The sequence below is a fragment of the Roseibium sediminicola genome (genome assembly GCF_023156505.1).
Classification (GTDB): Bacteria; Pseudomonadota; Alphaproteobacteria; order Rhizobiales; family Stappiaceae; genus Roseibium; species Roseibium sediminicola.
Map to the genome: position 1 here is coordinate 1 of NZ_JALNMJ010000023.1, position 22,349 is coordinate 22,349.

Annotated in this window: 22 protein-coding genes; 13 read left to right on the forward strand and 9 right to left on the reverse strand. The window is 60.5% G+C overall.

The features are described 5' to 3' along the window. Nucleotides 1-331 precede the first annotated feature (331 nt). Nucleotides 332-1,045, forward strand: a complete 714-nt coding sequence (gene dnaQ, locus M0H32_RS23940) for a DNA polymerase III subunit epsilon (protein WP_248158324.1) — start codon at nt 332-334, stop codon at nt 1,043-1,045. A 256-nt stretch (nt 1,046-1,301) separates the two neighbouring features. Here dnaQ and M0H32_RS23945 read toward each other — a convergent pair whose 3' ends face one another. Then, nucleotides 1,302-2,288 (reverse strand): 2-hydroxyacid dehydrogenase, encoded by a 987-nt coding sequence (locus M0H32_RS23945; protein ID WP_248158325.1) that lies wholly within the window; start codon nt 2,286-2,288, stop codon nt 1,302-1,304. A 289-nt stretch (nt 2,289-2,577) separates the two neighbouring features. On the opposite strand from M0H32_RS23945, the gene M0H32_RS23950 reads away from it, so the two are divergent. Further along, entirely contained in the window at nt 2,578-3,075 is a 498-nt protein-coding gene (locus M0H32_RS23950) for an SH3 domain-containing protein (protein WP_425607361.1), read from the forward strand. 229 nt (nt 3,076-3,304) lie between these two features. Here M0H32_RS23950 and fabI read toward each other — a convergent pair whose 3' ends face one another. The 3 genes from fabI to fabA form a co-directional block, all read right to left on the reverse strand. Next, nucleotides 3,305-4,120 carry an enoyl-ACP reductase FabI gene (gene fabI, locus M0H32_RS23955; RefSeq protein ID WP_248158331.1) on the reverse strand — a complete coding sequence of 272 codons (816 nt, stop codon included), beginning with the start codon at nt 4,118-4,120 and terminating at the stop codon, nt 3,305-3,307. A 10-nt stretch (nt 4,121-4,130) separates the two neighbouring features. Beyond that, entirely contained in the window at nt 4,131-5,354 is a 1,224-nt protein-coding gene (fabB, locus tag M0H32_RS23960) for a beta-ketoacyl-ACP synthase I (protein WP_248158333.1), read from the reverse strand. A 135-nt stretch (nt 5,355-5,489) separates the two neighbouring features. Next, nucleotides 5,490-5,996, reverse strand: a complete 507-nt coding sequence (gene fabA / locus M0H32_RS23965) for a 3-hydroxyacyl-[acyl-carrier-protein] dehydratase FabA (RefSeq protein WP_248158335.1) — start codon at nt 5,994-5,996, stop codon at nt 5,490-5,492. A gap of 341 nt (nt 5,997-6,337) precedes the next feature. On the opposite strand from fabA, the gene irrA reads away from it, so the two are divergent. Next, the gene (gene irrA, locus M0H32_RS23970) at nt 6,338-6,769 is read left to right on the forward strand and encodes an iron response transcriptional regulator IrrA (protein WP_248158338.1); all 432 of its coding nucleotides are present in this window, start codon (nt 6,338-6,340) and stop codon (nt 6,767-6,769) included. On the opposite strand, the gene M0H32_RS23975 is transcribed toward irrA, so the two are convergent. Both M0H32_RS23975 and nth read right to left on the reverse strand, forming a co-directional pair. After that, entirely contained in the window at nt 6,770-7,318 is a 549-nt protein-coding gene (locus tag M0H32_RS23975) for a GNAT family N-acetyltransferase (RefSeq protein WP_248158340.1), read from the reverse strand. Continuing rightward, on the reverse strand, nt 7,315-8,127 hold the full coding sequence (gene nth, locus M0H32_RS23980; RefSeq protein ID WP_248158342.1) for an endonuclease III: 813 nt from the start codon (nt 8,125-8,127) through the stop codon (nt 7,315-7,317). Before nth ends, M0H32_RS23975 begins: the two co-directional genes overlap by 4 nt. 22 nt (nt 8,128-8,149) lie before the next feature. Here nth and M0H32_RS23985 point away from each other — a divergent pair, with 22 nt between their 5' ends. Next, nucleotides 8,150-8,671: a DUF2244 domain-containing protein gene (locus tag M0H32_RS23985; RefSeq protein ID WP_248158344.1), complete on the forward strand. Its 522-nt coding sequence runs from the start codon at nt 8,150-8,152 to the stop codon at nt 8,669-8,671. Here the strand turns inward: M0H32_RS23985 and M0H32_RS23990 are convergent. Continuing rightward, nucleotides 8,668-9,855 (reverse strand): MFS transporter, encoded by a 1,188-nt coding sequence (locus tag M0H32_RS23990; protein WP_248158346.1) that lies wholly within the window; start codon nt 9,853-9,855, stop codon nt 8,668-8,670. The genes M0H32_RS23985 and M0H32_RS23990 overlap by 4 nt on opposite strands. Nucleotides 9,856-10,154: 299 nt before the next feature. On the opposite strand from M0H32_RS23990, the gene M0H32_RS23995 reads away from it, so the two are divergent. Further along, a complete protein-coding gene (locus M0H32_RS23995; RefSeq protein WP_248158348.1) occupies nt 10,155-11,261 on the forward strand; it encodes a hypothetical protein in 1,107 nt (368 codons plus the stop codon). 22 nt (nt 11,262-11,283) lie between these two features. On the opposite strand, the gene mutS is transcribed toward M0H32_RS23995, so the two are convergent. After that, nucleotides 11,284-13,998 (reverse strand): DNA mismatch repair protein MutS, encoded by a 2,715-nt coding sequence (gene mutS / locus M0H32_RS24000; RefSeq protein WP_248158350.1) that lies wholly within the window; start codon nt 13,996-13,998, stop codon nt 11,284-11,286. 133 nt (nt 13,999-14,131) lie between these two features. Between mutS and M0H32_RS24005 the strand changes: the two genes are divergently transcribed. The 5 genes from M0H32_RS24005 (at nt 14,132) to M0H32_RS24025 (ending at nt 19,579) form a co-directional block, all read left to right on the forward strand. After that, on the forward strand, nt 14,132-16,411 hold the full coding sequence (locus M0H32_RS24005; RefSeq protein WP_248158352.1) for an NADP-dependent malic enzyme: 2,280 nt from the start codon (nt 14,132-14,134) through the stop codon (nt 16,409-16,411). A gap of 196 nt (nt 16,412-16,607) precedes the next feature. After that, the gene (locus tag M0H32_RS24010) at nt 16,608-16,895 is read left to right on the forward strand and encodes a GIY-YIG nuclease family protein (protein WP_248158580.1); all 288 of its coding nucleotides are present in this window, start codon (nt 16,608-16,610) and stop codon (nt 16,893-16,895) included. Nucleotides 16,896-17,137: 242 nt separating this feature from the next. Continuing rightward, nucleotides 17,138-17,794 (forward strand): phosphoribosylanthranilate isomerase, encoded by a 657-nt coding sequence (locus M0H32_RS24015; RefSeq protein WP_248158354.1) that lies wholly within the window; start codon nt 17,138-17,140, stop codon nt 17,792-17,794. Between the two features lie 35 nt (nt 17,795-17,829). Beyond that, nucleotides 17,830-19,035: a tryptophan synthase subunit beta gene (trpB, locus tag M0H32_RS24020; protein WP_248158582.1), complete on the forward strand. Its 1,206-nt coding sequence runs from the start codon at nt 17,830-17,832 to the stop codon at nt 19,033-19,035. A gap of 373 nt (nt 19,036-19,408) precedes the next feature. Then, nucleotides 19,409-19,579, forward strand: coding sequence for a DUF1127 domain-containing protein (locus M0H32_RS24025; protein ID WP_248158355.1), 171 nt, complete (start codon nt 19,409-19,411; stop codon nt 19,577-19,579). A 75-nt stretch (nt 19,580-19,654) separates the two neighbouring features. On the opposite strand, the gene M0H32_RS24030 is transcribed toward M0H32_RS24025, so the two are convergent. Next, the gene (locus M0H32_RS24030; protein WP_248158357.1) at nt 19,655-19,870 is read right to left on the reverse strand and encodes a hypothetical protein; all 216 of its coding nucleotides are present in this window, start codon (nt 19,868-19,870) and stop codon (nt 19,655-19,657) included. A gap of 219 nt (nt 19,871-20,089) precedes the next feature. On the opposite strand from M0H32_RS24030, the gene M0H32_RS24035 reads away from it, so the two are divergent. The 3 genes from M0H32_RS24035 (at nt 20,090) to accD (ending at nt 22,290) form a co-directional block, all read left to right on the forward strand. After that, on the forward strand, nt 20,090-20,272 hold the full coding sequence (locus tag M0H32_RS24035; protein WP_248158359.1) for a hypothetical protein: 183 nt from the start codon (nt 20,090-20,092) through the stop codon (nt 20,270-20,272). Nucleotides 20,273-20,408: 136 nt separating this feature from the next. Further along, complete coding sequence (trpA, locus tag M0H32_RS24040) at nt 20,409-21,242, forward strand: tryptophan synthase subunit alpha (RefSeq protein WP_248158366.1); 834 nt, start codon at nt 20,409-20,411, stop codon at nt 21,240-21,242. A gap of 88 nt (nt 21,243-21,330) precedes the next feature. After that, nucleotides 21,331-22,290 carry an acetyl-CoA carboxylase, carboxyltransferase subunit beta gene (accD, locus tag M0H32_RS24045; protein ID WP_248158368.1) on the forward strand — a complete coding sequence of 320 codons (960 nt, stop codon included), beginning with the start codon at nt 21,331-21,333 and terminating at the stop codon, nt 22,288-22,290. The last annotated feature ends 59 nt before the right edge of the window (nt 22,291-22,349 follow it).

Here is a 22,349-nt window from a genome sequence, read left to right on the forward strand (position 1 = left end):
TGACAAACCGACCGCCGCAAAACGCGGCGGCGGCACCGCTCGGCCTGAAACCGGTAACCCGACACAATCAGAAAACTGCCCGACGGAAACCCATCAAGCGACAACACTGTGAGAAATGCGGGTTAGCGGCGTCTCGAAGGACGGGCCACTTGTTGGGTGCTTGCCGCGGATCCTTCGAGACGGACCTTGCGGTCCTCCTCAGGATGACGCCGAAGAATGTAGATGCTCTGTTGCCAGCTATTATCCCCGGAACACCGTGGAAATCGGGTCGACGCCCTTGCCTCCTACCCACCAACCTGCACAGTGACTGAACGAGGCAAAGGCGGGCAAAATGCGTGAAATCTCCTTCGATACGGAAACGACGGGTCTGAATCCGCGCGGTGGCGACCGGCTGGTGGAAATCGGCGGGGTGGAGCTGATCAACCACATCCCGACCGGCAACGTCTATCATGTCTATCTCAACCCGCAGCGCGACATGCCCGAAGAAGCCTTCAGGGTGCATGGCCTGTCTGCGGAGTTTCTGTCGGACAAACCCTTGTTCGAGCACGTCGCCGATGAATTCCTGGAATTTGTCGGCGATGCGACGCTGGTGATTCACAACGCCGCCTTCGACATGGGCTTCATCAACATGGAGCTTGAGCGCGCGGGCCGGCGGACCATTTCCAACGATCAGGTCCTCGACACCCTGGAAATGGCCCGCCGCAAACGGCCTTCCGGGCCGAATTCCCTCGATGCTTTGTGTTCGCGTTATGGCATCGACAATTCCAAGCGCGTCAAACACGGCGCTCTGCTCGATGCGGAAATTCTGGCGGAAGTCTATCTGGAGCTGATCGGCGGCCGGCAACGGGGCCTTGGCCTGATGCCGGAGGAAGACAGCAGCTCGTCGGACAACGCTTCAAGCGAACCTGGCGAACTCGGCACCTTCAACGCCCGCCGTCGTCCGGCGCCGTTGAAACGGCCCCTGCTCGAGAGCGAACTGGAAGCCCACAAGGCGTTTATCGCTGGCATGGGTGAGAATGCGCTCTGGGGAAAATTCGGCGGTTAAAACAGCTGTGTCATAGGCCGTCTTCCGAGCTTTTCTGCAAAACGGCGTCATCCTGAGGAGGACCGACAGGTCCGTCTCGAAGGATCGGCAACTTGTTCAAAAGCAAGCGGCCCATCCTTCGAGACAGTGCGGTCGCGCTTCCTCAGGATGACGGCTTGAGGTTTGGACTTTCGTCAGTCCAGAAGCCACCGTACCGTCTCGAAAGACCGTTCGGAACAACTTCGGTTTAAGGTTCGGCCACGATCCGACCGAAAGCTCAAAGCATCGACGGCAGGACACGGTCCGGTGGGCGGTGGCCGTCCATGAAGGTCTTGATGTTGATGATCACCTTCTCGCCCATCTCGATACGGCCTTCGATGGTCGCCGAGCCCATATGCGGCAGCAGGACAACATTCTCAAGCTTGACCAGCTTCGGGTTGACCGCCGGTTCGTGTTCGAACACGTCAAGGCCGGCGCCCGCCAGTTCACCGGCTTCCAGCATCCGGATGAGGGCGTTTTCGTCGATCACCTCACCGCGCGCCGTGTTGACCACGTAGGCGTCTTCCTTCAGCAGCTTCAGACGGCGGGCGGACAGAAGATGGAATGTGCCCGGCGTGTGCGGGCAGTGGACCGAAACCACATCCATGCGAGCCAGCATCTGGTCGAGGCTGTCCCAATAGGTCGCCTCGAGCTCGTCCTCGACGCTTTCCGGCAGTCTGCGGCGGTTGTGATAATGGATCGACATGCCGAAGGCCTTGGCGCGGCGGGCAACGGCCTGGCCGATCCGGCCCATGCCGATAATGCCGAGCCGCTTGCCCCAGATCCGGTGGCCGAGCATCCAGGTCGGCGACCAGCCGGCCCAGTCGCCGCTTTCGAGCGCCTTGATGCCCGTGGCAAGACGCCGCGGCACGGCCAGCATGAGGGCCATGGTCATGTCGGCGGTGTCTTCGGTCAAGACGCCCGGCGTGTTGGTGACGTTGATGCCGCGATTGTTGGCGCTGACCACGTCGATATTGTCGACGCCATTGCCGAAATTGGCGATCAGCTTGAGGTTTTCGCCGGCCTGGGACAGAACCGAGGAATCGATCCGGTCGGTCACCGTCGGCACCAGCACATCGGCGCTGCGCACGGCCTCGACCAGTTCGGCCTGGCTGAAGGGCCTGTCATGTTCATTGAGCCGTGTTTCGAAAAGCTCGCGCATCCGCGTCTCGACCACGTCCGGAAGCTTCCGGGTGACAACAACGACAGGCTTCTTTTTCACCATACCCAACTGCCTTTCGCGCTTCGTTAAGGACTTGTTAACCTCAACGGGACCACCTTGACGCCGCGCGTAACGCGGGCGGAAGAGACCATCCCCTTTCCTTACCAGATGGTTCGGCAGAAACAAGGGATCGGTTTCAATCGCTGCGGATTACCGGGCGGCCAAATTCGGAACGCTGGTTTTCGTGCGATTTATTCGGTACAGCTTTGCCTCAGAACAGCGATCAATAACAATTGGACTACCGGACATAATGGCTTTTACGTACTCAGCGCCCCGGCTCATTCTGTGTGCGATGGCACTTGTTCTCGGGCTGAGTGGTGGAGCCGTCTCCGCCTGGGCGCAGGGCAGCGCCACCCGGCCGACCGACCTGCCGTTGCCGCGCTTTGTCAGCCTGAAATCAGACCGGGTCAACGTGCGGATCGGCCCGTCCCGCGAACACAAGATCGCCTGGACCTTCGTTCAGTCCGGCCTGCCCGTCGAAATCATCCAGGAATTCGAGAACTGGCGCCAGATCCGCGACTGGGAAGGCAAGACGGGCTGGGTGTTCCATTCGCTCCTCTCCGGCCGTCGCACTGCCCTGGTCACACCCTGGGAAAAGTCGGACCGCACGCCGCTCAGAGCCCGGTCGCGCTCCGACGCCGACATCGTGGCCGAGCTGGAACCCTTCGTGCTGACTTCCGTCGATCAATGCGCGGGCGGCTGGTGCCGGGTCAATGGCGAGAATTATGACGGTTGGCTCGACCAGACGCGGCTCTTTGGTGTCTATCCGGACGAGCTGATCGAGGACTGATTCTGGAAGCGGCGGTTTTCTGACAGGTACCTCTCCAACGTCATCCCGGACGAAGTGTAGCGAAGATCCGGGATCGGAAAGCCGGGGACTGTCTGTTTGAAGACGCCAGTTCAATTGCCTCCCCGGTCCCGGCTCGCGCTTCGCTTGGCCGGGACGACGATCGAGAGGTAACGGAAACAAAAAAGGCGGCCAGAGGCCGCCTTGTTCGTTTGTCCGTTGATTGTCGGCGTCAGTCCGCCTTGACCTCTTCCTGAACCTTCAATTCGTTCAGACGCGGCATCGACATGATGTTGTAGCCGCTGTCGACGAAATGCACTTCGCCGGTCACGCCACCGGAAAGATCCGACAACAGGTAGAGGCCGGTGCCGCCGATTTCGTCGAGCGAGACGGTCCGGCAAAGCGGCGAGTTGCGCTTCTGGAAGTTGAACATCAGCCGCGCGTCGGAGACGCCGGAGCCGGCCAGAGTGCGCACCGGGCCGGCGGAGATCGCGTTTACCCGGATATTCTGCTCGCCGTAATCGACCGCCAGGTAGCGCACGGAGGATTCCAGAGCGGCCTTGGCAACGCCCATGACATTGTAGTTCGGCATCACCTTGGTCGAGCCGCCATAGGTCAGCGTGACCAGCGAACCGCCATTCGGCATGATGGCCGCGGCGCGCTTGGCAATCTCGGTGAAGGAGAAGCAGGAAATCATCATGGTGCGGGTGAAGTTCTCCCGCGTGGTATCGGCATATTTGCCGCGGAGCTCCGACTTGTCGGAAAAGGCGATGGCATGCACCAGGAAGTCGATGCTGCCCCACTCTTCCTTCAGGGTGTCAAACACCGAATCCACCGAGGAAATATCCTCGACGTCGCACGGCACCAGGATCTTGGAGCCGACGGAATCCGCCAGCGGCTTGGTGCGGCGGCCGAAAGCTTCGCCCTGATAGGTGAAAGCGAGTTCGGCGCCATGGTCGGCAAGGGTCTTGGCAATGCCCCAGGCGATCGAATGGTCGTTGGCAACGCCCATGATCAGCCCGCGTTTGCCCTTCATCAGGTCAGACATTCAAAACTCCTCAACCGTGATAACGCGACAGCGCCAGGGAGGCGTTGGTGCCACCGAAGCCGAAGCTGTTGGAAAGCACGGTATCGAGACCGGCATTGTCGACCCGTTCGGTGACAATCTCGCCCGGTTTGATCGCCGGATCGAGTTCGGTGATATTGGCCGACGCCGTGATGAAATCGTTCTGCAGCATGAGCAGGCAGTAGATGGCCTCCTGCACGCCGGTCGCGCCGAGGCTGTGGCCGGTGAGCGACTTGGTGGACGAGGCAGGCGGCTGGTTTTCGCCGAACACCCGGCGGATCGCCTCGATCTCGCCGACATCGCCGACCGGGGTCGAGGTGCCGTGCGTGTTGATATAGTCGACCTTGCGGTCGCCGAGGGTCTCGATGGCCAGACGCATGCAGCGCTCTCCGCCTTCGCCGGAAGGCGCCACCATGTCGTAGCCGTCGGAATTGGCGGCATAGCCAGTGACTTCGGCGTAGATCTTGGCGCCACGAGCCTTGGCATGTTCCAGCTCTTCCAGAACCACGACACCGCCACCGCCGGCAATGACAAAGCCGTCGCGGGTGGCGTCATAGGCGCGGGCCGCGGTTTGCGGCGTGTCGTTGTATTTGGAGGACATGGCGCCCATGGCGTCGAACAGGCAGGACAGGGTCCAGTCGAGTTCCTCGCCGCCGCCGGCGAACATCACGTCCTGCTTGCCGAACTGGATCTGTTCGGTCGCCGCGCCAATGCAATGCGCGGAGGTCGAGCAGGCCGAGGTGATCGAATAGTTGATGCCCTTGATCTTGAATGGGGTCGCGAGGCAGGCCGAATTGGTCGAGCTCATGCCGCGGGTCACCATGAACGGGCCCATGCGCTTGGGCGAACCCTTTTCCAGGACGATCTGGTGCGCCTGGAACAGGTTCTTGGTGGACGGACCGCCCGAGCCCATGATCAGGCCGGTGCGGGTATTGGAGACATCGCTCTCTTCCAGGCCGCTGTCGGCGATCGCCTGCTGCATGGAGATGTAGTTATAGGCGGCGCCGTCGCCCATGAAACGCAGCTGGCGCTTGTCGATCAGCGAGGGAATGTCGATATTCGGCATGCCGTGCACTTGGCTGCGGAAGCCGTGTTCGGCGTAATCCGGCGCAAAGCTGATGCCGGATTTGCCTTCGCGCAGGCTGGCGAGCACTTCTTGTGCGTTTGATCCGATGGAAGATACGATTCCCAAACCGGTGACGACAACGCGTCTCATTGCGGTCTCCTATGTCTATTTCTGCGCGGCGCGGCAATGAGGGGTGTTCGGCCCGCCAGCATGAGGATAATAAGCAAACCGGCGCTTCCAGTCAGAAAGAAGCGCCGGCCAAACAGTCGATCGTGCAAAAGGGCATCAGGCCTTCGACAGGCCCACGCGCAGGTCGGTGGCCTTGTAGATCTGCTCGCCGTCAGCCTTCAGCCAGCCGTCGGCAATGCCGAGCACCAGGCGGCCTTTCATGACACGTTTGAAGTCGATGCCGTATTCAACCAGCTTCACGTCCGGGGTAACCATGCCCTTGAACTTGATTTCGCCGGTCGACAGCGCCATGCCCTTGCCTTCAAGGCCCTGCCAGCCAAGGTGAAAGCCGGTCAGCTGCCAAAGAGCGTCTAGACCGAGACAGCCAGGCATGATCGGGTTGCCCTGGAAGTGGCACGGGAAGAACCAAAGATCCGGTTTGATGTCGAATTCGGCGCGGGCATATCCCTTGTCGAACTCGCCGCCGGTCTCCGAAATATCCGTGATCCGGTCGAACATCAGCATCGGAGGAAGCGGCAATTGGGCATTGCCCTGGCCAAACAGCTCGCCGCGGCCGCAGGCGAGAAGGTCTTCATAATCGTAGCTGGAGCGGCGCTCGGTCATTCAGGATCCGTTTTTTGCGTCCTGCGCATTGTCTGGACGGGCAGGATTGGTTTGTTTTCGGTTCGTTTGAGGCGCCTTCGTAACACAGGGGAACCATGACTGAAAGATGTCACTTGCGCGAAGTTGCTGGGTTTTTTCAGGTCTTTTGCCCGGAAATACACCCAAACCGGCATTCGTCCGCCTCAATTGGCAGGTAACCACAGTCGTTTAAAACTTGCATCTTGGGTGCAAGAAATGGCAGATATAGGCGAAAGACAGCGGAAATATAGCCCTGTTTGCGCTCAAAAAGCGCGTTGAAACGGGGCTCCGCAGCCGCGATTGAAGACTTGGATCGGATCGGAATGACGACACATATGGCAACCGAAACCGCCGGCAAGGATGTGACCGACATGCTGCGGACGGCAGGTCTGCGGCCGACGCGCCAACGTGTTTCTCTCGCCGAACTTCTTTATTCCAAGGGCGACCGCCACATTTCCGCGGAGCTTCTGCATGAGGAAGCCGTTGCCGCCGATGTGCCTGTGTCGCTGGCCACCGTCTACAATACGCTGCATCAGTTCACCGAGGTTGGCCTCCTGCGGGAAGTCGCGATTGACGGCAACAAGACCTATTTCGACACCAACACCTCCGATCATCACCACTTCTTCATCGAAGGCGAAAACCGGGTGATCGACATTCCGGGTGAGGGCGTTGGCATCGGCCGGCTGCCGCAGGTGCCGGAAGGCATGGAAGTCGTGCGGGTGGATGTGGTCGTGCGGGTGCGCGAAAAGCGCTGATCAACCCAATCCCGCTTCGACATAGCGAAGCTTCCAGACATAATAATTGGCGGTGGAGTCGATTTCAGCGAGGTGGCGTTGGCCGCTCGCTTCAAAGCCAAGTTTTGTCAGAAGGTTGGCGGACCGATCATTGTCCGGATGGGTGATGGCGCAAAGAGTCCGCAGATTGAGTTCCTTGGTGCAAAAGTCCAGGACAGCCTGGCCCGCTTCCCGGCCATAGCCCTTGCCGCGATAGTCGGAATGAAATGCGAAGCCGAGATCCGGATATTTGAGTTCCTTGCGCACGACCAGGCCGCATATACCGACCGGTTCGCCCGTCTCCTTCAATTCCACCAGCCACAGTCCGACCCCCTGGGCGGCAAAGCGGGCCAGGGATTTGGACTTGATAAAGCTGGCCGCGTCTTCCGGGCTTTCGATGCCGTAGTCATGGATGAAGCGCTTGTAGTCCGGTTCCGACATCAGCTTTTGATAAAAAGCGGCGTCATTCAGCGACGGCAGCCGAAAGCGAAGCCGTTCGCTGGCGGGAAAGGGACCGAGCGGAAAGGTCACGACGCGGCCTCCCTGTCGACCAGGGCCTTGGTGCGCACCGCGATTTCCGGAAGGGAATCAAACGGTTCCTTCTCGGGGCTCCGGCACAGATCGTAGATGACACAGCGCCGGCACTCGGGCTTGCGCGCCTTGCAGATATAGCGCCCATGCAGGATCAGCCAGTGATGGGCATGCAGGGAATATTCCGCCGGCACCGCCTTCTCCATCGCCTTTTCCACGTCGAGCGGGGTCTTGCCGGGCGCGATGCCGATGCGGTTTCCGAGCCGGAACAGGTGGGTATCGACCGCGATGGTCGGATGGCCGAAATAGATGTTCAGCACCACATTGGCCGTCTTGCGGCCGACGCCGGGCAGCTTTTCCAGCGCTTCGCGGTCTTCCGGAACTTCGCCGCCATGATCGCGCACCAGCTGTTCGGACAGGAGGATGACGTTTTTGGCCTTGGTCTTGTAGAGCCCGATCGTGCGGATTTCCTCGCGCACCCTGTCCTCGCCGAGCGCCAGCATCTTTTCCGGCGTATCCGCAATCTGGAAAAGGTGTTTCGTCGCCCGGTTGACGCCGACATCGGTTGCCTGCGCCGACAGGACGACCGCGACCAGAAGCGTGTAGGCATTAACGTAGTCCAGTTCGCCTTCCGGCTCCGGATTATCGGCATGAAAGCGCTGGAATATGGCGTAGGTCTCGGCCTTGGAATAACGCGACCGTTTCAGGACCTTGCCGGGATTGTCGACGGACGGGGCCTTGCGTTTCGGTTTTGCCTTGGCGGCAGGGCGTTTGGTTGCCTTGGCGGCGGGGCTCTTTGCTTGCGTCATGTTCTCTCTATAATCACTCCGTATGAGCGAGAACAATCCGAAACCCGAGCGGAAGGAAGATTTTGACGGGCGGGACCAGCCGTTCTTCACGGCCGTGCTGACGCCTTACCGCTCGCTTGGTCCCAAAGGCTTTCTGATCCTGATGGGATTTTTCGGACTGGTCTGTTTTGTTTCGGGGATCCTGTTCTGGCGCATTGGCGCCTGGCCGGTATTCGGTTTTTTTGGCCTGGACATCGCGATCTTCTGGTTTGCCTTCCACATGAACTACCGCTCGGCGCGAACGTTCGAGGAAGTCGCGGTCTCCCGCAGCGAGATTGCCATCCGAAAGGTCGGGCCGGGCCGGCGCTTCCAGGAATACCGGTTCAATCCGGTCTGGGTCCGGCTGAAGGTGTATCGGCTGGACGATGAGGGTGTCGTCAAGATCGCCCTGACCAGCCGCGGCGAGACCGTGGATCTCGGCAATTTCCTCAATCCGGACGACCGCACCAGCTTCGCCGGCGCGATCGCCAATGCGCTGGCCGTGGCCAAGGCAGGCGGCATTTAGACGCTGCCGTCAACGGCCTTCGGCTGCACCTTCAACGTTGCAATGAGCACAAACAGCGCCGTGACCGCGGAAAAGGCTGCCGTGTAGAGCACGGTCTGGAAGCTTGTCGCGCTGGCGATGAAACCCATCGAGACACTTCCGATCATTCCGCCCAGGAACAGGCTGTTCATGTAGACGGCCGTCGCCCGGCCCGGGCGATCCGGCGCATAGCTCTGCACGAACGAGATCGCCACACCGGCAAAGAGGCCGTAATACACGCCTTCCAGGACGGAGATCGCAAGGGCCTGCCACAGGGCGGTGACCTGGGCGAAGAGCACCATGCTGATCGCGGCGAGACACGCGGCCAGCATCAGCACCTGCCGTGTGCCGATCCGCTCCGCGAGGCGGACGGAACCGAAGATCACGAACACTTCCAGCAGACATTTCACGGACAGCGACAGGCCGGGGGTTGCTCCGGGCAACCCGGTCTCGTGGACAAAGAACAGGGGCATCGCCGAAACGAACAGGGAATTGGTGATCACGAAACCGAGGCAGGTCAGGCCGGCGATCTGCAGGCCCCAGTTGATCGGCTCCCGGCCCGTTGTTTTCCTGCGCTCCCGTGTCGACCGGAACCCCGAAGGTATGACGATGTACCAGAGGGTCAGATAGACGATCCCGATGCCGAAGGCGGACAGGAACGCGGATACGAAGCCGAAACGGGCAACAACGGAAAACGAAACCGCCGGACCGATCATCCAGGCGAGCGAAACCATCATGCGCAGCCAGGAATTCACCCGGGCGACATCCATACCCTGCTGCTCGGCATAAAGACGGCCGAATGTGAAGACGACCCCGGCCCCCATGTTGGAGAGGCTCATCAGGGGAGCGATCAGCACCAGCAGTATCAAGAGGCTGGTGACCTGGGTCAGCAGGGCGGACAGGGTGATATAGGCCAGGACGGAGACGATCAGCAGCCGTTTGACCGGGAAGTGGTTGTCCAGCCGTTCGCCCGCCCAGCGATTGACCGCAAGGGTCAGCGGCATGACCAGACCGGAATAGAGTCCGATCTGCCAGGGTTCGGCCTTCAGGCCTTCGACGATGAAAAAACTCATCATCGGCACAAGCGCCGATACGCCAAGGCTGTTGGTGAACTGAAGCAACAGGATCAGCGCCACCTGACGGGGGAGCTGCGGAACGAAATTCATGAAAAGCGCCGATTGGATCTTGGACAGGCAAGGCCGCCAACCTAGACCTGCAACTTCCTGTCGTCACGGCTTTTCTTGGCACTCCGGACTGATCGTCACGGTTATCGGTCGAAGCGAGTCATCGGGTCCTTGGATCGACTGCGTGACCGGGTTGCCGACGGTACTTGCACTTTTAGATACGTTCTGTTCAGGCAAGCAACTTTACGTTTTGTGAAACAGCTCCTAAGATTACCTCCGGTTGGAGTGGGGCATACTTATATTTCTGGTTTCAACGCCGCTCCGGTTGTTGGAGATCGAAAATGGATATTCTCTCAAGTATTCTCGCGTTCGCTGGCCTGATGATTGTGTTTTCGACACTGGTATCCGGCATCGTTGAATCCTTAATCGGATTCTTTCGTCTCAGATCTTCCAACCTGGAACTCATGTTGCGATCATTTGTGAAGGAGGAGCTCAAGGCAGCAAATCCGGACAAGATCGTTGAAGCTCTGGTGAAAAACCCGGTTGTCGGATCGAAGCTGTCGTTTTTCTCCAATTCCTCGCGCATTGACTGGCTTTCGACCAAGGCTTTTTTTCAAAGACTGGCAAAAACCGAGGTCGGGGAAAAAATTATTGATGAATTAGAGAAAAAGGCGGGAGAAAAGGGTAGTGAATTATATCAGGAATATTTGAAAAAACGGATAGAATATCTTGAAAACACCTACGACAGATATGCCGCAGCTTCCAGCGAGACACTTCGCAAGAACGCCTATGTTTTGACGTTCGGAGCAGCAATTGTTTTTGCATTCTTGTTCAATATCAACGTCGAAACGATATTCACAAAACTGCTGAACAGCCCGGACGTCAGGCAGGAAATCATCGCCAGTATTGAGGGGAATGAGAACCTCTACAAGGATCTCGAAAATCTTGAAAAGAGGCTGTCGGACGAAATCGAGAAACTGTCTGATCCCAATTTTGGCAATGATGATGCCAAAAAACTGATTCCGGACCTGACGGAGCAACTGAAGCAAACCAAAATATCAATCGATGCTCTTTCCGGGGCTGGGCTGCCGATCGGCTGGGACTACTACCCCTTTGGCGATAATGGAAAAATCGAGAATCCGGAAACTTGGGCAGCGGCTCTGCAGCCTGTCAGATGGTTTGTGTTCACGCTTGTTGCCGGGTTTCTGATCTCTCTTGGAGGACCCTTCTGGTATCGGGTGTTCAACAACCTCTCCGGGCTGGTCAGCGCATTGCGGGCGTTTTCCGGCAAGAATCCGGAACTCGTCGAGGAAAAGGGCAGTCAGGCAAAACCCGAGCCGCAAACAAGCGCCGATCGCACGGATGAGCTCGCCAAGGCGTTCATGCTGGTGTTTGAGGAGTCAAAAAACATCGAGCAAGAGACCTCTGCCGCAGGAAAAAAATCCTGAACGCGTAGAACCGGGAAAGGCTCTAGCGGACGGTCAACGACTTCAATTGGTACAAGGCTTCCAGAGCTTCTCTGGGCGTCATGTCGTCCGGATCGATCTCGCCGAGCGCTTCGGTGACTGGATCCGGCCCGGCGGCAGGCGCCGCGCTGGGCGGCGGCGGGGCGATGCTGGCGAAGAGTGGCAGCTCATCGATCAGGTTTTCAGCCGGAGAGCGGCGGTCCTGCTCCTCCAGTTGACTGAGCACCTGTTGCGAGCGGGCCACCACGGTTGCCGGCAGACCGGCAAGCTTGGCCACCTGGATGCCGTAGGAGCGGTCGGCGGCGCCCGGCACGATCTCGTGCAGGAAGATCACCTCGCCGTTCCATTCCTTCACCGACACGGTCGCGTTGGACAGGCGCCCGAGCTTGGCCGAAAGCGCTGTCAGTTCGTGATAGTGGGTGGCGAACAGAGCGCGGGAGCGGTTGACCTCGTGCAGGTGCTCGATGGTCGCCCAGGCAATGGACAGCCCGTCGAAGGTCGCCGTGCCGCGGCCGATTTCATCGAGGATCACCAGCGAGCGGTCGCCGGCCTGATTGAGGATCGCCGCCGTCTCGACCATTTCCACCATGAAGGTGGAGCGGCCTCGGGCAAGATCGTCGGCCGCCCCGACACGGGAAAACAACCGGTCGACCACGCCGATATGGGCTTCTGCAGCCGGAACGAAGGCACCCATCTGGGCAAGCACTGCGATCAGCGCGTTCTGGCGTAGGAAGGTTGACTTACCGGCCATGTTCGGACCGGTGATCAGCCAGATATGACCGATATCCTCGCCCGATTGCGGCCCGAGATCGGCATCATTGGCGACGAAGCTCTCGCCGCCGGACTTTTTCAGCGCCCGTTCCACCACCGGGTGGCGGCCGCCCTTGATGTCGAAGGCGCGGCTGTCGTCGACGGTCGGCCGGACATGGTTCTCTTCCTGGGCGAGTTTTGCCAAGGCCGCCGAGACATCGAGAATGCTCAGGCCCTGGGCAGCCGCTTTGATGGCGTCGCCCGCATCGATGATCGCCTGGGCCAGCCGGTCGAAGATTTCCAGCTCGATGGCCAGCGAACGCTCGCCGGCGCTGGCGATCTTGGACTCCAGATCGGCCAGCTCGGTGGTGGTGAAACGCATCGCGCCGGCCATGGTCTGCCGGTGGATGAACCGGCCGGGATCGGCGGTCAGCTTTTCGGTCTGTGCGGACGGAGCCTCGATGAACCAGCCGAGCACGTTGTTATGCTTGATCTTGAGAGACCTGAGACCCAGCTCTTCCGAATAGTCGGCCTGGAGCTTGGCAATCACCTTGCGGCTCTCGTCCCGGAGCGCGCGGAGCTCGTCGAGATCGGCGTTGAAGTCGGAGGAAATGAAACCGCCGTCGCGCTTCAGAAGCGGGGGCTCTTTCTTGATGGCCGCCACCAGTTCGGCGCCAAGCTCATGCGGCGCCTGCTCAAGACTGGCCCTCGCCGCAGCAATTTCCGCCGGGATCTCGGCCGGGCTCGATCCGGTCTGGTCCAGCACGGCCCGGGCCGCCTCCAACCCCTGCGCTATGGCGAGAATGTCGCGCGGGCCGCCCCGGTTGAGCGCGATCCGCGACAGGGCGCGGGCCATGTCCGGAGCGCCTTTCAGCGTCTGGCGCAGGCCTTCGCGCATGATTTCATTGTCGAGGAAAAAGCCGACGGAATCGTGCCGATGCTGGATGGCCTCGACATGGATGAGTGGACCGGCCAAACGGCTCGCCAGAAGCCGGGAGCCACCGCCGGTGACCGTGCGGTCGATGGTGGCGAGCAGCGAACCCTGCTTTTCGCCTGAAAGCGTTCTAGAGAGTTCAAGATTGGCGCGGGTGGCCGGATCGATCAGCATGCGCCCGGTACCGGCCTCGCGGACCGGCGGATCGAGCGGCGGACGTTCGCCGAGCTGGGTCTTTTCGATATAGGACAGGATGCCGGCGGCGGCCGAAAGTTCCGCCCGGCTGAAGGTGCCGAACCCGTCCAGGGTCTTCACGCCGAAATAATGCGCCAGCCGGTCAGTGGCTGTGGAACTGTCGAAAAAAGCCCGGGGCACCGGCGAAAGCGCACTGCCGGACTGTTCCGCCAGAAGCCGCAGTTCGCTTTCCTGCAGCAAATTGTCCGCGAGGATCAACTCGCGTGGGCTGACCTGGGCCAGATCCGCGGCAAGGCGCTGGTGATCGGTTTCAGAGACCTGAAACGTGCCGGTCGACATATCGATCCAGGCAAGGCCATAGACCGCGTCGCCCTGCAGCGAGCCGCCTTTCAGCCGGGTCAGCGCCATCAGGTAGTTGTACGACGAGGCGTCCAGAAGCCGTTCTTCGGTGAGCGTGCCGGGCGTCACCAGACGGATCACCTCGCGGCGAACGACAGATTTGGAACCGCGCTTCTTGGCTTCCGCCGGGTCCTCGGTCTGTTCGCAAACGGAAACCCGGTGACCCTTGGCGATCAGCTTCTGCAGATAATCGTCGGCGGCATGGACCGGAACGCCGCACATCGGGATGTCTTCACCCTGATGTTTGCCGCGCTTTGTCAGCGTGATGCCGAGCGCCGCGGAGGCGATTTCAGCGTCCTCGAAAAACAATTCGTAGAAATCGCCCATCCGGTAAAACAGCAGACTGTCCGGATTGGCGGCCTTGATCTCCAGGAACTGGGCCATCATCGGCGTGACTTTGGCATCCGCCGGGGCCAGTGATTGTGCGCTCTGTCCACTCATAGGAGAGTACTAGCAAACTGGGCGCGCCATTCCACCAAGGGGGTAAGCCATCTTGGCTTGAGGCTTCATTTTGCAGGGGATAAGGTTTGGCTCCCGCCCGTCAAGAGAGCGACCAAAAGGAAACGTCCGCGTCATGCCCTCCGATAAATCCGCCAAGTCCCAAATCAGCTTCACCGATCAGGAAGCCCTGCAGTTTCACCAGGAGGGCCGGCCCGGCAAGCTGGAAATCGCGCCGACCAAGCCGATGGCCACCCAGCGGGACCTGTCGCTGGCCTATTCGCCGGGCGTCGCCGTGCCGGTGCTGGCGATCGCGGAAGATCCCAGCCGTGCCTATGACTACACCACCAAGGGCAACATGGTCGCCGTGATTTCCAACGGCTCCGCAATCCTGGGTCTCGGCAATCTCGGCGCCCTTGCCTCCAAACCGGTGATGGAGGGCAAGTCGGTTCTCTTCAAGCGTTTTGCGGATGTCGATAGCATCGACCTGGAAGTCGACACCCAGGAGGTCGAGGAATTCATCAATTCCGTGCGCTATCTCGGGCCGTCCTTCGGCGGTATCAATCTGGAAGACATCAAGGCGCCGGACTGTTTCATCATCGAGCAGCGCCTGCGCGAACTGATGGACATCCCGGTTTTTCACGACGACCAGCACGGCACCGCGATCATCGCCGCCGCCGGCCTGATCAATGCGCTGCATATGACCGGGCGCGAGATGAAGGACACCAAGGTGGTCTGTAACGGTGCGGGCGCCGCCGGCATTGCCTGTATCGAACTGGTCAAGGCGATGGGCATCCCCCATGAGAACGTGACGCTCTGCGACACCAAGGGCGTGATCTACAAGGGCCGCGCGGAGGGCATGAACCAGTGGAAATCCGCCCATGCCATCGAGACAAAGGCCCGTTCGCTTTATGACGCGCTGAAAGGCGCCGATGTCTTTTTCGGCGTCTCGGTCAAGGGAGCGCTGACGGCGGACATGCTGAAGGTCATGGCGCCGAACCCGATCATCTTCGCCATGGCCAATCCGGATCCGGAAATCACGCCGGAAGAGGCCCATGCTGTGCGCGACGACGCCATCGTCGCCACCGGCCGGTCGGACTATCCGAACCAGGTCAACAACGTGCTCGGCTTTCCCTATATCTTCCGCGGCGCGCTCGATGTTCAGGCGACCACCATCAATGACGACATGAAGGTGGCCTGTGCCCATGCGCTGGCCGAACTCGCCCGTGAGGAAGTGCCGGACGAGGTCGCGGCGGCCTACCGGGGCAACCGTCCGAAATTCGGCCCGGAATACATCATTCCCGTGCCCTTCGATCCCCGCCTGATTTCTGCCATCCCCCCGGCGGTTGCCCAGGCGGCGATGGATTCCGGCGTTGCCCGCCGGCCGATCGTCGACATGGAAGCCTACAAGCACCAGCTGTCGGCCCGCCGCGATCCGGTGGCCGGCACGCTGCAGCGGATTTTCTCCAAGGTGCGCCAGCAGCCCAAGCGCGTGGTTTTTGCCGAGGGCGAAGAAGAGCCTGTGATCCGCGCCGCCGCAAGTTTCGTGTCCCAGGGGCTAGGCGAGGCGATTCTGATTGGCCGCGAGGACGAGATCCGGCAAATGGCCGAACAGGCGGGTATCGATCTCGGCAAGGCGGGGCTTTCGATCCAGAACGCGCGCCTCTCCGACCGCAACAGCGATTATGCGCAATATCTCTACGGCCGTATGCAGCGCCGGGGCTATCTGCTGCGCGACTGTCAGCGCATGGTCAACAATGACCGCAACTACTGGGGTGCGATCATGGTCGCCCGCGGCGATGCCGACGCCATGGTCACCGGCGTCACCCGGAACTATTCCGTGGCGCTCGATACGGTCAAGGCCACCATCGACCCGAAGCCCGGCCACCGGGTGATCGGCGTGTCGCTGGCGCTGGCCCGTGGCCGCACCGTCCTCATCGCCGACACGGCCGTGATCGACATGCCGACTTCGGAAGAGCTGGCGGATATCGCCGAAGAGGCGGCCCATGTCGCCCGCAAGCTCGGCTACGAGCCGCGCGTGGCCATGCTCGCTTATTCCACGTTCGGCCACCCGAAGGGCGAGCGCTCGGAAAAGGTCATCGAGGCAGTGAAGATCCTGGACCGGCGCCGGGTCGATTTCGAATATGACGGCGAAATGGCCGCCGATGTGGCGCTCAACATGGACCGCATGGGCTCCTATCCGTTCTGCCGCCTGTCTGGCCCGGCCAACGTTCTGGTCATGCCGGCGTTCCACTCCGCCTCCATCTCCACCAAGATGCTGCAGGAACTCGGCGGCGCCACCGTCATCGGCCCGCTCCTGGTCGGTTTCGACAAGCCGATCCAGATCGTGCCCCTCGGCGCCAAGGACTCGGACATCGTCAACATGGCGGCGATCGCGGCGTTTAATGTGACGTGAGGGTGGGGAAGAAATGCATTTCTGGGAAGGCAAAAACGGCAACGATCTGGGCTCCCCGGTCCCGGATCTCCCGTTGGTCGTCCGGGATGACGACGGATAGGATAAGTGTAATACCTCTCCATCGTCTTCTCGGCCAAGCGCAGCGCGAGCCGGGACCGGGGAGCCCGAGAGTTTTGTGATTTAGGGAGAAGAGCAGCTGACCGCCTGGGTCTACATCCTGGCGTCACGCCCTTATGAAACGCTCTACACGGGTGTCACGACGGATCTGTCCAGAAGGGTTTACGAGCATCGGGAAGGCCTGATCGAAGGGTTCTCGAACCGATATGGAACCAAAACTCTCGTTTGGTATGAAATCTATGATGAACTCGTGCCCGCAATCATGCGCGAGAAACAGATCAAACGTTGGCGAAGGCAATGGAAGTTTGACCTGATCGAGACGTTGAACCCGGACTGGCAGGATTTGTTTCTTCTTCTCAATCGGTGACAGCTCACCAGCCCCAAAACCTCTCCATCGTCATCCCGGACGCAGCAAAGCGGAGATCCGGGACCGGGGAGCCGAGAGCGTACCGTGATTTTCCGAGAAAGGCCTGTGCCTCTCCGATCCCGGCTCGCGCTGCGCTTGGCCGGGATGACGATGGAGAAAAAGTGCGTCAACTCAAAGAGCGGAGCCGCTTTTCCGCATTCCCCTTTTGACAAACCCCGCGCCACCGGCGATACCTCGGAACCATGTCGGATATCAAAGTCAAAATCTGTGGTCTTTCGACCGAGGACACCATGGCGGCCGCGCTGGACGCCGGGGCGGATATGGTCGGGCTGATGTTCTTTCCGAAGAGCCCGCGTCATGTCACCTTGAGCCAAGCCTGCAAGCTGGCCGACATGGCCCGCGGCAAGGCGGACATCGTGGCGGTGACCGTCAATATGGATCTCGACGGCCTGTCGCGGATCAAGGAACTGGTGAACCCGGACATCATCCAGTTTCATGGGGAAGAAGCCCCGGAATCCCTGGCGGCGGCCAAGGTGATGCACGGCACCAAGGTCATGAAGGCCATGTCGATTTCCGAGAAGGCGGATCTGGAAGCCGCGCAATACTACGCTATTGTAGCTGACTGGCTGCTGTTCGACGCCAAGCCTCCGAAAGGCTCGGAGCTGCCTGGCGGCAACGGCGTTTCCTATGACTGGACGATCCTGAAAGATCTTGACCTGAAGAAGCCCTTCATGCTTTCCGGGGGGCTGGATCCCGAGAATGTCGCCGAGGCCATCAGGGTCAGCGGCGTGACGGCGGTGGATGTCTCGTCCGGTGTCGAACGGGAAAAGGGCGTCAAGGACAGTGATCTCATTCGCGCTTTTCTGGCTGCGGCCAAAGGCGTCAAGGTTCCCGGCTGAGAAGCCGGTTTTCAAGGAGTTTTCGCGTGAACGACATGGCCAACAGCATCCGGACCGGTCCGGACGATCGCGGGCATTTCGGCATTTTCGGCGGCCGCTACGTGGCCGAGACCCTGATGCCGCTGATCCTCGACCTGGAGCAGCATTACAAGGACGCCAAGAACGATCCGGCCTTCCACGCCGAGATCGAGACGCTGAACAAGCACTATACCGGCCGTCCTTCGCCACTTTATTTCGCCGAGCGCCTGACCAATGAACTCGGCGGCGCCAAGATCTATTTCAAGCGTGACGAGCTCAACCACACCGGCTCCCACAAGATCAACAACTGCCTCGGCCAGATCCTTCTCGCCAAGCGCATGGGCAAGACCCGGATCATTGCCGAGACCGGCGCCGGCCAGCACGGTGTGGCAACCGCCACCGTCTGCGCCCGCTTCGGCCTGCCCTGCGTCGTCTATATGGGCAAGACCGACGTGGAACGGCAGAAGCCGAACGTCTTCCGCATGAAGCTGCTTGGCGCCGAGATCGTCCCGGTCACCGCCGGCGCCGGTACGCTGAAGGACGCTATGAACGAGGCGCTGCGCGACTGGGTCACCAATGTCGAGGACACCTATTACCTGATCGGCACCGCGGCCGGTCCGCATCCCTATCCGGAAATGGTGCGTGATTTCCAGTCTGTGATCGGCAAGGAATTGCGCGAGCAGATGATGGAGGCCGAAGGCCGCCTGCCGGACGCGCTGGTGGCTGCCGTCGGCGGCGGCTCCAACGCCATCGGCCTGTTCCACCCGTTCCTGGACGACAAGGACGTCAAGATCTACGGCGTCGAGGCCGGCGGCCACGGCCTGGATGGCGACGAGCATTGCGCGTCGCTGACGGCCGGCAAGCCGGGCGTTCTCCACGGCAACCGTACCTATCTGCTGCAGGACGATGACGGCCAGATCCTCGAAGGTCATTCGATTTCCGCAGGCCTCGATTACCCGGGCATCGGTCCGGAACATTCCTGGCTGAAGGAAATCGGCCGTGTCGATTATGTGCCGATCATGGACAATGAAGCCCTGGACGCCTTCCAGATGCTGACCCGTGTCGAAGGCATCATCCCGGCGCTCGAGCCGTCCCATGCTCTGGCGCATGTGGTCAAGCTGGCGCCGCAGATGGACAAGGACCAGATCATCGTCATGAACCTGTGCGGCCGCGGAGACAAGGACGTCTTCGCCGTTGGTCAGATGCTCGGGTTTGATCTGTAAGGATCGTACCTGTCGCGTTTTTGAAGGCCGTGCGCTGAAAAGCGTGCGGCTTTTTTGTTTTATGTGTTTCCCTCTCTTTCGTCATCCCGGCCAAGCGCAGCGCGAGCCGGGACCGGGGAGCCGCTGCGTTTGGACGAGAAGAACATGGACCTTTCGTGGCATTGAGGCTCCCCGGTCCGGATCTCCTTTCAGTCGTCCGGGACGACGACGGAAAGTCGTGGAAGACAAATCCCCCCGGTTAACCAGCCCCGCGAGTCCAGTATTGCTGCAATGCAAAATCATGCATTGTGAAACGGGCGAAAATAGCTAAATGGAGCCGCGTAGACATCGATGACCGGCTCCCCGCGCCGGTCCGCTCCAAAGGAAAAAGAAAATGGCCTTCGATCTGTTGACCGGATTTGTCCGCGACTTTCGCGCGACCCGCCGGGTCGCCGGCGAAATCGCGCGCCTGAACCACTTGAATGCTGCCCAGCTGGCCGACCTTGGCCTGGAGCGCACGGAAATCACCGATCACGCTTTCCGGAAGCATTACCGCAAGCGCTGATCGCGCTCGGCGCCTGTCTCGCGCAGGCCAGTCAGTGATACGGAAAGTTTGGCTGCACGGCTTCGCCGCGCAGCCTTATTTTTTGATCGGCTTCGTGGTCAGCACGGCTTCCAGAAGCTGCTGGCGGCCACGGGCATCCAGTTGATCCGCCTGGGAAAGCAGCGCCGGATCGGTCTGTGCCACAGAAGAATGCGCCGGCAAGGCGACGGCCGACCGGCTCAGATCCTTCATGCGGCGCCACAGTTTTTCGCTCAAGGGTTCAGGGGCAGGCTCGAACAGGGAATGGGCCAATTATAGCTCCTTATTGTTTTGCTGGCTTGGAACTGTCTTTGAACTTAAGCGCACAGAGTGCATTTTTCTAGTGCCTGACGTTGCGTATCTCACACAGCAGCCATGCGAAAAACGCGGATCTGGTCTGCACGGACTCAGGTTGCTGCACTGCAAAAAAAACCTAAATGTCGGCCGGTGATGATTCCACGCGGCTGAGGCCCGTTTTTTTTGGTTTTTGAAATGAGCACCTTGCAGGCACTTCAACTGAGCGCACCCTCGGCAGCGCCCCTCGCTACCGTCCTTCGCGGCACGGGTGGACCGGTTGCGCGCATCGGCCGGTTAAAATCCATGGGCAGCGAACATATCTACCGCGCCGACTCCGCCCTCAGGGCGATCGGCCTGATCGACTATCCGAGCAGGTAACCGTCAGGGCCCGGATTCGGCCGCGGACGGGCGAAACTGCACGAGATAGATTGACACGGCCCGCGCTGCCCTCGTACATCGCAGACACGGGAAACGCCCCGGATCCTCCGGTCGGCGTGAAAAAGGGTAGCTGTGAATGACGGAAACGCGTATCGACCGCCGTTTTAAAGCCTGTGCGGAAGCCGGCCGGCCGGCCTTGGTCACCTTTATCACCGCGGGCGACCCGGATCTCCAGACTTCGCAAGCCGTCCTCAACGCGCTGCCCGCCGCCGGCGCCGATGTCATCGAGCTCGGCATGCCCTTCTCCGACCCGATGGCGGAAGGCATACCGATCCAGCTTGGCAACCAGCGCGCTTTGGCCAGTGGTCACACCATGGACAAGACGCTGGACATGGTGCGCAATTTCCGCGAACAGGATCAGGACACGCCGATCATCCTGATGGGCTATTACAATCCGATCTATGTCCGCGACCCCAAAAAATTCGTCCAGGTCGCCAAGGAAGCCGGTGTCGACGGCTTCATCATTGTCGACATTCCGGCCGAGGCCGACGACGAATTGTGCATTCCGGCGCTCGAGGCCGGGCTCAATTTCATCCGTCTGGCGACCCCGACCACCGACGACAAGCGCCTGCCCGCCGTTCTGGCCAACACGTCCGGTTTCGTCTATTACGTCTCCGTGACGGGCATCACCGGTGCCAATATTGCCGATACCGGCCGGGTGACCACGGCGGTCAACCGGATCAAGGGGCATACCGACCTGCCGGTGGCCGTCGGCTTCGGTGTCAAGACCGCCGACCAGGCCGCGGAAATCGGCAAGGATGCCGATGGCGTCGTGGTCGGTTCGGTTCTGGTCAACGCCATTCGCGACAGCCTCGACGAGGCCGGCAAGGCGACCGACAGGACCGTGCAGGCTGTGACCGACGTTGTCGCCGATCTGGCGTCCGGCTGCGCCCGCGCGCGCACGGCCTGAATTGAAGGAATTCCGGCGGACCCCATATCTCCGCCCATGAACAACCCGAACACTGCATGTGTTCTTGAACAAACGGGACGCGTCTGACGTGAACTGGATCAACTCTATCGTACGCCCCAAGATCCGCGATCTCTGGAAGAAGCGTGAGGTTCCGGAAAATCTCTGGATCAAATGCCCGGAAACCGGCGAAATGGTGTTTCACCGGGATCTGGAAGCCAATCTCTGGGTGATCCCGAATTCCGGCCATCACATGAGGATGCCGGCGCGCAAGCGCCTGGAAGCCCTGTTCGATGGCGGCAAATACGACAACGTCAAGACGCCCGAAGTCCACGCCGACCCGCATAAGTTCCGCGATTCCAAGCGTTATTCCGAACGTCTGAAGGAAGCCCGCGCCCGTTCCGGCGAAGAAGAAGCCGTGCTGGTCGCCCAGGGCCAGATCAACGGCATGGCGTTTACCGCCGCCGTCCAGAATTTCGACTTCATTGCAGGTTCGCTCGGCATGGCCGCCGGTGAGGCCATCCTGGCCGGCATGTTGAAGGCGGTTCAGGACAAGACCCCGTTTGTCATGTTCGCTGCATCCGGCGGTGCCCGCATGCAGGAAGGCATACTTTCGCTGATGCAGATGCCGCGCACCACCGTGGGCGTGCAGATGCTGCGCGAGGCCGGCCTGCCTTATGTCGTCGTCCTGACCAACCCGACCACGGGCGGCGTGTCCGCGTCCTACGCCATGCTCGGTGACGTCCATATTGCCGAGCCGGGCGCGCAGATCGGCTTTGCCGGCCGCCGTGTGATCGAACAGACCGTGCGTGAAAAGCTGCCCGACGATTTCCAGACCGCCGAATACCTGCTTGACCATGGCATGGTCGACATGGTGGTGCCGCGCCAGAAAATGCGCGAGACCCTGGCGCGCATCTGCGGCATCCTGATGAAGCGTGAAATCGAGTTGCCGAAACTCGAGGCCCCGAAGGAACCGGCGCCGGAAGCTTCGGCCGAACAGGCTGCAAAGGCCGAAGACCCGGCCAACAAAGAGGCGGGGCCGGCGAGTTAGGTCCGGCAGCCACCCGAAATACGTCGCGAATTCGGCGTGATACGACGTTTCCAGCCCGT